General features: G+C 60.3%; 7 protein-coding genes. All 7 read left to right on the top strand.

Annotation, left to right across the window (positions count from 1 at the left end; all coding sequences use genetic code 11):
* The first annotated feature begins 2 nt into the window (after positions 1-2).
* Genes ACK4FF_RS08330 through ACK4FF_RS08300 form a run of 7 tightly spaced genes read left to right on the top strand, consistent with a single transcriptional unit; the run spans position 3 to position 9,797 of the window.
* Positions 3-4,379, top strand: a complete 4,377-nt coding sequence (locus tag ACK4FF_RS08330; protein WP_409707302.1) for a beta-ketoacyl synthase N-terminal-like domain-containing protein — start codon at positions 3-5, stop codon at positions 4,377-4,379.
* A 20-nt stretch (positions 4,380-4,399) separates the two neighbouring features.
* Positions 4,400-4,681 (top strand): acyl carrier protein, encoded by a 282-nt coding sequence (locus tag ACK4FF_RS08325; RefSeq protein WP_409707299.1) that lies wholly within the window; start codon positions 4,400-4,402, stop codon positions 4,679-4,681.
* Between the two features lie 3 nt (positions 4,682-4,684).
* On the top strand, positions 4,685-5,848 hold the full coding sequence (locus ACK4FF_RS08320) for a glycosyltransferase (protein WP_409707295.1): 1,164 nt from the start codon (positions 4,685-4,687) through the stop codon (positions 5,846-5,848).
* Positions 5,849-5,858: 10 nt separating this feature from the next.
* Entirely contained in the window at positions 5,859-6,677 is an 819-nt protein-coding gene (locus ACK4FF_RS08315) for an alpha/beta fold hydrolase (RefSeq protein ID WP_409707292.1), read from the top strand.
* Positions 6,674-7,891, top strand: coding sequence for a hypothetical protein (locus ACK4FF_RS08310; protein ID WP_409707289.1), 1,218 nt, complete (start codon positions 6,674-6,676; stop codon positions 7,889-7,891). Before ACK4FF_RS08315 ends, ACK4FF_RS08310 begins: the two co-directional genes overlap by 4 nt.
* Positions 7,888-9,102, top strand: a complete 1,215-nt coding sequence (locus ACK4FF_RS08305; RefSeq protein ID WP_409707286.1) for an efflux RND transporter periplasmic adaptor subunit — start codon at positions 7,888-7,890, stop codon at positions 9,100-9,102. The genes ACK4FF_RS08310 and ACK4FF_RS08305 overlap by 4 nt, the downstream gene beginning before the upstream one ends.
* A gap of 5 nt (positions 9,103-9,107) precedes the next feature.
* A complete protein-coding gene (locus tag ACK4FF_RS08300; RefSeq protein ID WP_409707283.1) occupies positions 9,108-9,797 on the top strand; it encodes an ABC transporter ATP-binding protein in 690 nt (229 codons plus the stop codon).

The following is a 9,797-nucleotide window of genomic DNA, read 5'->3' as shown; positions in this document are numbered from 1 at the left end:
GCATGGAGAAAATTGCCATCATCGGCATGGCCTGCGTGTTCCCGGGTGCCAAGGACTTGCAGACCTACTGGAAGAACATCTGCGAAGGGGTGAGCGCCATTTCCGAGGTGCCCCCCGAGCGGTGGGACCCTTCGCATTACGACCCCCAGTCCACCGAGGTGGACAAGTTCTATTGCAAGGTCGGTGGCTTTGTAGACCACCATGCCGAGTTCGACCCGCTGCCCTTTGGTGTGATGCCCAAAACCGTGGACAGTGCCGAGCCCGATCAACTGTTGGCCTTGAAAATCGGTCAGCTTGCGCTGGGCGATGCCGGCTACCTGGACCGCGATTTTCCCCGCGACAAAACCGGGGTAATTGTGGCCAAGGGCAACTACGTGAGTGCAGGCGTCATACGCCTTGAACAGCATGTGCGGGTGGTGCCGCAGATTGTGCAAACCATCCGCGACCTCTTGCCTGGGCTGGACCCGGCTGAGCTGCAAAAAGTGCGTGATGGCCTGATGGCCCAATTGAGCCCCTACGGCCCGGATGTGGCTTCGGGTTTGATTCCCAATTTCACGGCCTCGCGCCTGGCCAACCGCCTGGATTTGCATGGCCCCGCCTACACCGTGGATGCGGCCTGTGCCAGTTCCCTGTTGGCGGTGGAACAGGCCTGCAGCCTGCTGTCCACCAAACAGGCTGACCTCATGTTGGTGGGTGGTGTGCATCTGTCACACGACCTCACCTTCTGGGCGACGTTTTGCCAATTGGGGGCCATGTCACGCACCGGTAAAAGCAGCCCACTGTCGCAGGAAGCCGATGGCATTCTCGCCGGTGAAGGCATCGGTATGGTGGTGCTGAAACGCTTTGACGATGCACTGAACGACCAGGACCGAATCTACGCCGTCATCGAAGGCGTGGGTTCCTCCAGCGATGGCCGCTCCAGCAGTTTGGTGGCCCCGTCCACCAGTGGCCAATTGTTGGCGATGGAACGGGCTTGGGCCTCGGTGGAACTGGGCCGCGAGCGCATCGGCTTGCTTGAAGCCCATGGCACCGGTACCCCTGCAGGTGATGAGGTGGAACTGGAAACCGTGTCCCGGTTTTTCGAACCCGTCCAGACCAAAGCACAGGCCACGGCCAAGCCAGTGATTGGTTCCGTCAAATCCATGATCGGCCATGCCATGCCTGCATCCGGCATGGCCTCTCTCATCAAGGTTGCGCTGTCGGTGTACCACGGTGTGCTGCCGCCCAGTTTGAATTGCGCAACGCCCCACCCCAAATTGTTGGGTACTGGTTTTCAGGTGCTGCCCAAAGCCCAGGCCTGGAACACGCCCGCCAACACCCGTTTGGCCGCCATCAATGCCTTCGGTTTCGGGGGTATCAATGGGCACGTGGTGTTGCGGGGCACTGGTGCAGGCCGCCATGTGGAACAATCCGACTTTCTCAAGCCTGTGCTTCGTTTGGCTGCGGCCAATCCCCAGGCCTTGCTGGAACAATTGGACCAATTCGTCAGCACTGGCCGAGTGGGCCGACTGGCCGGGCCTTGCCGTTTGGCCATTCTCGACCCGGACGACAAAAAAATTGCCACAGCCCGAAAAGCCATTGCCTCGGGCAAAGCCTGGATGGGGCGGCAGAATGTCTGGTTCATGCCCAGCGGGCACATCGGCACCGGCGGCAAAGTGGCCTTTGTATTCCCCGGCGTAGACAGCCAGTTCAACCCGCGTACAGAAGACTTCGAAGCCTTCTTTGGCAAACCCTTGCCTGACTATTGCCACCCGCAGGACCCCAGCAGCAACCTGTTGCCCGTGGTGCTCGGCTTGCTGGGTTTTAACCGCTACCTGTTCGACCGCCTGTCCGAATTGCGGATTCTGCCCGACGCCTATGCAGGCCACAGCATTGGCGAGTGGAGTGCCATGCTCACCTCGGGCATGATGGACCAGTCCGTGTCGGACATGACCAATGCCTCCCTGAACTTCGACGATTTCGAATTCCCGGATGTGCGGTTTCTCGCGGCCTCCTGCGATGTTGCCACCTTGAAGGCCCAGTTTGCTGACCTGCCCGATGTCGATTTGTCGCACGACAACTGCCCCAACCAAGTGATCGCCTGTGGCCGTGAATCCAGCCTGGCGGTCGTCTCACAGCGCTTGGCGCAACTGAATATTTTTCATCAGGTGTTGCCGATTGTGTCGGGCTTTCATTCACACCTGTTTCAGAACCACTTGGGTTGGTACAAGCGTTTCTTCGGTTCGGTGGCCCTGCGCGACACGCCTTACCCAGTGTGGTCGGCCACCACAGCACAGCCTTTCCCTGATTCAGAGAAAGCCCGGAAAGACCTGGCCCTTGAGCACCTCGTGAAAGCCGTGCGCTTTCGCGAAACCATCCAGAACATGTATGACGCCGGTGTGCGCGTGTTTGTGCAGGTGGGCTATGGTTCATTGCCCGGCTTCATTGCCGACACGCTGGGTAAACAGCCCCATTCCGCCCTGTACAGCAGCCACGACAGCCGCTATGGCCTGTTGCAACTTCAACACCTGTGTGCCGCGCTGTGGGTCGAGGGCCTGGATTTCTCAGACCGCCTGTTGCCCGATTTCAAAGTGGCCAAGAAGCCTGTGGAGTCAGGGCAGGGTGTTCGCCTCAAGCTGGGCGTTCCACAGATTCGCGTGCAGGGGCTGACTTTGAATGCGCCATCGCGTTCTGGCGCATTCGATGAGCCTGAAACCTGGGCGCTTCCTGCCCTTGACGATGAGGTGGGCCAGCACCTGCACCACACCTTGAAAACCATCAACACCACCAGCCGCGAAGTGTTGGCCTTGTGGCAACAGGCCCGACAGGGCAAGGCAATTGCGCCGGGCAGTGCAGCCCACCCGGTTCTGGCCCCTGCACGCGCGGCAGCCCCCATGCGCCTGTCACACACAGTCAGCCGCTTGCTCGACTTGAATTCCAGCATTCCTTGGGTGCGTGACCATGAGCTGTACCCGCAACGCGAGGGTTGGCCCATTGTCGAAGACCGTCACCCGGTTGTGCCCATGACCATGGAAGTGCTGATGGTGCGTGACTTGGTGGCCCAGGAACTGGCCCAGTTGGCGCCGGGCCACAAAGCCATTCGTGTCAAACGCATTCAGGCTTTCAACTGGCTGGTGGTCAGCCACCCAGTGACGGTGGACATGCAGATGGACATGCTGTCCGAACAGGAAGTGGCGGTTGAAATCCGCGACTACTTCAGGGCGGTGGTTGAGATTGCGCCGGACTGGGCTGCGCCCGTGCAGGATGTGGAGCCGCTTCAGAACCCCCGGCCGTCCGCAGTCACTGCCGAGGAGTTGTACAGCCAGCGCTGGATGTTCCACGGCCCCGCCTACCAAGGTGTGCACACCATCAAAGCCATTGGCGACAACGGCATCGACGGTGTGCTGCGTGTGCCCGACGGGCAGGGCTCCCTGCTGGACAACATGGGCCAACTGGCGGGTTACTGGGTCATGGAACAGCCTGAGAACTGTCTGGCCATGCCCATCGGCGTGAACCAGATTACCTTCCACGGGCCCGACCCCGTGCCCGGCGAGTTGCTCAATGCCCGCGTGCGCATTCGCGCCTTGAGTGAACTGGAATGCGAAACAGACCACGTGCTCTTCGACATGGAAGGCCGCTTGCGCATCTCCATTCAGGGCTGGAAAACCCGCCGCTACCAGATGGACAAACATTTTTGGGAAGCTTCGCGTTTATTGGACCGGCAGGGCGTATCCGTGGAATTGCCACCCAACATCGCGCTGTTTGAAGACCGGTACGACACCGCCATCCTTCGCGATTACATGTCCCGCCGTTACCTCAGCACCATCGAACAGCAGTTGTACCAAGCCGTGCCGCCCCGCAAGAAGCGCCATTGGCTGGCTGGCCGCGTGGCCGCCAAGGACGCGGTGGCTTTTCTCTTGCGCTCGCAAGGGGTTGAAAGTGTGTACCCGCAGGAAATGTGCATTTATTCGGAGGAAAGCGGACAACCCGTGGTGCATCCCAATGTCACCAACACCGTGCCGGTCAATCTGAAGATATCCATCAGCCACAAAGACCAATACGCCGTGGCCATTGCCGACACCGAACCGGTGGGCATCGACATTGAGCGAATTGCTGATTGGTCGGAAAGCACCATCAACCTGGCCTTCAGCACCGAAGAGAATGAGTTGCTGCTGGCCACGGGTGCAGAGGACCGGGCGCTGACCTATCTGCGTGCCTGGGTGGCCAAGGAGGCCTATTCCAAACTGCGCAGCACCGGCTTGGGGGCGCACCTGCTCGAGTACCGCATTGAAGAACGCATTGACGATTTTTTCAGAATCGCGGATGTGTGGGTGATCACCCACCGCATGCCCCAACACGTGCTGGGTTGGACGCTGCCCAAGGGCGTCACCCCGCTATGAATTTTCAGGAACCCCACACCATGACTCAACACGACGACATTCTGGCACTGGTGATCGACAAGATTCGCACCACCATCAACGAAGACTGGATTCTGGATTACGAGATCGGCATGGACACCCAGTTCAATGAAGACCTTGAAATCGAAAGCATCGAGTTTGTGAAAATCGCGAACGCCATTCAGCAGCACTATGGGCAGGGCTTGAACATTGCAGCGTGGCTGTCGGGCAAAACCATCAATGAACTGATCGGCCTGAATGTGGGCACTTTGGTGGACTACATTGCCTCGCACGTGAAGGCTTAAGCCATGGCACGCATCCTGTTCACCGTTCCGCCACTGGTTGGGCACCTGAACCCGGCGCTCGCCGTTGCGCGCCAGTTGGCAGCGCAGGGCCATGAGGTGGCTTGGGCGGTGCATGCCGAGCGCATCGGTGAACGCATTCCCGACGGCATGCAAGTGCTGGACATCGGTGTGAACGACCCTGTGAATGGCATTGACGCCTCACAGGTGCGTGGCCTGGAAAGCGTGCGCGTGTTTTTTGAAGACTACACCGTGCCCATGGCCCGCGCGTGCACGCCGCAGTTGATGGGCCACGCCCGTGCCTTTGCCCCGGATGTGATGGTGGTGGACCACCAAATGCCTGCGGGTGCACTGGTGGCCCGTGCATTGGGCTTGCCCTGGGTCACGCTGGTGACCACCACTGCATCCATCCTGAAACTGTCCGACACCATGGACCAATGGGTGGCTTCCCAATACGCCGTGTTGCAGCGTGAGTTTCTGCAAGCCGATCGCCATGTGGAACGCCCCGACCTCTCGCCCCACCGCGTGGTGGTGTTTTCCCACCAAAGCCTGATGGGCGAGTTGCAGGACTGTTTGGACGCCCCTTATGAATTTGTGGGGCCGACTCAAGGGGAAGGGCGTCGGCAGGTGGATTTTCCCTGGTCCTTTTTGAAGCCTGACACGCGCAAAGTGCTCATCAGTTTGGGCACCGTCAGCCGCGACCGTGATACCCGGTTCTTCGAGGTTTTCCTTCAGGCCATGGCCCGGTTGCCCGACGTACAAGCCGTGATGGTGGCACCGAGTTCGCTTCAGGCCATGGCACCGCCCAATGTGTTGGTGCGCGATTTCGTCCCGCAGGTGGACCTTCTGCCGCACCTGCATGCGGTGGTGTGCCACGCAGGCCACAACACCGTGTGCGAAGCGCTGTCCCACGGGCTGCCCTTGGGCGTGGCCCCGATTCGTGACGACCAACCCGTGGTGGCCCGCCAAGTGGTTCAAGCCGGTGCAGGCGTGTCCATTCGATACGGCAAGGTCACCGTCAACACGGCGGTTCAGACACTCAAGACTTTGCTGGATGACCCGGCCCTGCGTCAGTCGGCCGCCAACCTGGCCACCCATTTCCGAAACAGCCCTGGAGCGGCCGGTGCCGCCCGAAGCATTCTGGGTTTGTGTCAAACCGCCCCTGTGTGAGGAGACGTTCATGGACATGTGCACCATTCATCACGACCACGTGGCGCTGTCAGCTCTGAAGCTGGGGCCTGATGCGGGCGATTCAAGGCAGCGCCCTTGCGTGTTTCTGCATGGCCTGCTGACTGGCAACATTTCCACGTGGTATTCCGTGGCGGCGCTGGACCTTGCCCGTGACCGTTCGGTCACCCTCTACGATTTGCGCGGCCACGGTGACAGCGATGCCCCCGCCCAAGGCTACGACCTCAATACCCAGGCCGATGACCTGTTGACCGTCATCAACGCGAGCGCTGGCCCCTCGGAGCAGGTGGACTTGATCGGTCACAGCCTTGGGGCGCTGATCGCTTTGCGCTTTGCCCTGCGTTATCCGCAACGCGTGGGCCGACTGGTGCTGGTGGACGCCCCCATGCCTGCCTGTGAATGGGTTCGCCCAAGCCTGGAACAGGTCACCAGCCCCGAAGCGTTGCGCCTTTGGCTGGCCGGTGCCCCTGCGATGATCGGCACCTTGACTGGCCGCCGCTTGGACAAATTGACCCGGCGATTGACTCACCTGCTGTTTTCCACCAGCTTGTTGCAGGACGTGACCGGCATGGCGGCGGAACCCGAAGCCGCCATGCGTACCCTCGAGTGCCCGGTGGAACTGATTTACGGCAAAGATTCGCCTTGCGCACCCGTGGGCGAAACCTTGAACACCCTGTTCCCCCAAAGCCGCCTGCATTGGCTGGAGTGCGGCCATTACATCCCCAGCGAGGCACCGCAATCCTTGCGTACCTTGTTGCTGTCCTTGCTTGAATTCCAGACTGATCACACACCGGAGAGTGTCCTTCCATGAGTCGCCGTTATGTTCGCCCCCTGTCCCCCTTAGAGCGTTACTCGCTGGTGCTGAACCGCCTGTATCGGTATCACGTGGACGGCATTCTGGAAGGGCGTGGCGACGTGGACATCAAGCGCCTTCAACAGGCCGTGGACAAGGCTGCGCAGAGCAACCCTGCCATCCGTGTTCGACTGCGCGGGCTGTTGCGCTGGTGTTATTGGGTGGACAGCGGGAAAGCCCCGCGTGTGCATCTGCTGCCGGTCAGCCCATGGACTGGCGATTCCGAGTTGAATACTGAATTTCTGCAACAGCGCCTGGACCCCATGAAGGGGCAAGCGGTGGCCGATGTGCTGGTGGTGCCGTGCACCGACGGCAAAACCCGCATCGTATTCCGGTCGGTGCATGCTGCCATTGATGGGCGTGGTTTGATGCACTGGGTGGCTGATGTGTGCCGCGCCCTGCGTGATGAAACGCCTGTGGGCTCCAGTTCTCGCCTCACCGACCTCGACATTCAACTGGCCAACCAGCAGAACATTCCACCGGAAGAGCCTGCCGCGCCTGCGCAGTGTGTGCCAGTCATCGAGCCCGATGAAGTACGCCATGGCGAGTTGCGTTACATCTGGCGGCGTATTGTGCTGCCGTCCAATGTCAGTCAACTCCTGCCCCGCGCAGCGGAGTTTTTCGCAGCTTACGCCCGAGCGCGGGTGCCCGGTGGCGAAGTGGGCTTCACCATCCCGGTCGATTACCGTGGCCTGCGTACGCAGGAAATGGGCATAGGCAACATGACGGGTTATCTGCGTTTGCAGGTGCCTGAAGGGGCCAGCCCGCGCAAGTTGATGCAGCAGATTCTCACCAAGGTCAAGGCGTTCACCGATTGCAAAACCTTCCCCGGAATCACCACGCTGCGCTGGCTGCCCGTGTGGTTCATGCTGCGCCAGCTTAAACCCAAGGTCGATGCCTTGTTGCACACCGTGTCCCCAGCCTTGCCCACTGGCGGGCTGGTGTCCATGGGGTCCGTGGTGATGAGCGACTACAACTTCCCCGGCTTTCAGGCCGAACGCTTCTACGGCATACCCGGTGCCGTGGGCAAACTCAACATGATTTTCATCAACACGCCGACCGAGACCATCGTCTCGCTGTCCACGCCAGCCACCTACAACGGCAACGGCCAGTTGGACACCTTGGTTCAGGCATTCACAGAACATTTTTCCTCGCAGGGCCTTGCATCTTGAAATCCGTAGATCTCGACAAACTGAAAATCCGCCGGGATTCCTCACCCGTAACCAGCACCGCGCGCGCCGGTGGCAAAGGCAAGTGGGTGGCTGGTGCTGCCGTGGTGTTGGGCCTGGCCCTGACCGTCAAGCTGCTGGGCGGTGGCCCGGTCAATGTTCAAACCACCCGTGTGGGCACGGCCTGGCCATCGCAGGAATTTGCAGTGCTGGATGCCACCGGTTATGTGGTGGCCAAAACCCGCGCGGCTGTTGCATCCAAAGGCACTGGCCGGGTGGAATGGCTGGGTGTGCGTGAGGGCGACCGTGTGGAGGCAGGCACTGTGGTGGCCCGCCTGGAAAGTACGGATGTCGAGGCGGCCTACCGCGCCTCCCGCTCCAATGCGGAGGCGGCCAAGGCCGCCATTGACAGCGCACAGACTGAATTCAACGACGCCAACGACAATCTGCAAAAGTCCGCTGTGTTGTTTGAAAAGGGCCTGATTGCACAAACGGCGCTGCGCGATGCGAAGTCCCGAGTGGAGCGTGCCAAAGTAGGCTTGGCCAGTGCACGGGCTTCTTTCAACGCCGCGCAGGCCAATCAGGACAATGCCAAAAGTGCGTTGGACAACACGGAAATTCGCGCGCCGTTTTCCGGTGTGGTCATTTCCCGTTCAGCCAACGTGGGGGACATTGTCACGCCCCTGTCGTCGGCCGCGGACGCCAAAGGGGCTGTGGTGGTGATGGCCGACATGAACACGCTGGAAATTGCAGCGGATGTGTCTGAATCGGCTTTGTCTCGCATTCAAGTGGGCCAAAGCTGTGAAATCGCCTTGGACGCTTACCCCGCCAAACGTTACAAAGGGGTGGTTGCCTCGATTGTGCCCACGGTCAACCGTGCCAGTGCCACCGTCACCGCCAACATCAAGTTTCTGGAACTGGATGGCGGCATTCTGCCGGACATGAGTGCACGTGTCAGTTTCCTCAGCCAACCCTTGGAGGGTGCAGGCAACGAACCGGTGATTGCGGTCAGCCCCAAAGCGCTGATCAAGCAAGGCGACAAAACCCAGGTGCTGGTGGTTGAAGGCGGCAAGCTCAAAGCCATCGAGGTAACGCCTGGCCGCCTGCTGGGCGACCTTCAAGCCGTAACTGGCAACATTCAGCCCGGGCAAGTGGTGGTGCTCAACCCCACATCGAGCCTGAAAGACGGACAGGCCGTGGGTACGGTGGAGTAAGCGGCGTGGACACACTCATCGCCATACGCAACCTGGCCAAAACCTATCAGCGCGGCAATCAGGATGTGCCAGTGCTGCTGGATGTGACGCTGAACATTGCCGCTGGGGATTACGTGTCCCTCATGGGGCCGTCAGGTTCTGGCAAAAGCACACTGCTGAATTTGATTGCCGGGCTGGACAAGCCCACCAGCGGTTCGCTCAAAGTGGGTGGCATAGAACTGGCTGACCTGTCCGAGGCGGACATGGCCCGCTGGCGTGCCAACAATGTGGGGTTCATTTTCCAGTTTTACAACCTGATGCCAGTGCTGGATGCGTTCGAGAACGTAGAGCTGCCCCTGTTGCTGACTGGCTTGGGCCGGGCCGAGCGACGCGAGCGTGTTGAACTGGCCTTATCCATGGTAGGACTGGGCGATCGCATGGACCACTACCCCAATGAACTGTCGGGCGGGCAGCAACAGCGTGTGGCCATTGCACGCGCATTGATCACCGACCCCTTGCTGATTGTGGCTGACGAGCCCACGGGCGACCTTGATCGCCAATCCGCCGACGATGTGTTGAACCTGCTGGACCGGCTGAATCAGGAATTGGGCAAGACCATTGTGATGGTGACCCACGACCCGCAGTGCGCCGCGCGTGCGAAGAATCAGGTTCATCTGGTCAAGGGCGAACTGATGCCCACCCCCGGTGCCCACTGA

It is taken from the genome of Limnobacter sp. (assembly GCF_046297615.1).
In the GTDB taxonomy this organism is placed as follows: Bacteria; Pseudomonadota; Gammaproteobacteria; order Burkholderiales; family Burkholderiaceae_B; genus Limnobacter.
This window is presented reverse-complemented; position numbering and strand designations above follow the sequence as displayed.

What these genes read in the sequence shown, in the direction of transcription:
- ACK4FF_RS08330 (WP_409707302.1), top strand. Translation starts at nt 3, where the DNA reads ATGGAGAAAATTGCCATCATCGGCATGGCCTGCGTGTTCCCGGGTGCC.
- ACK4FF_RS08325 (WP_409707299.1), top strand. Translation starts at nt 4,400, where the DNA reads ATGACTCAACACGACGACATTCTGGCACTGGTGATCGACAAGATTCGC.
- ACK4FF_RS08320 (WP_409707295.1), top strand. Translation starts at nt 4,685, where the DNA reads ATGGCACGCATCCTGTTCACCGTTCCGCCACTGGTTGGGCACCTGAAC.
- ACK4FF_RS08315 (WP_409707292.1), top strand. Translation starts at nt 5,859, where the DNA reads ATGGACATGTGCACCATTCATCACGACCACGTGGCGCTGTCAGCTCTG.
- ACK4FF_RS08310 (WP_409707289.1), top strand. Translation starts at nt 6,674, where the DNA reads ATGAGTCGCCGTTATGTTCGCCCCCTGTCCCCCTTAGAGCGTTACTCG.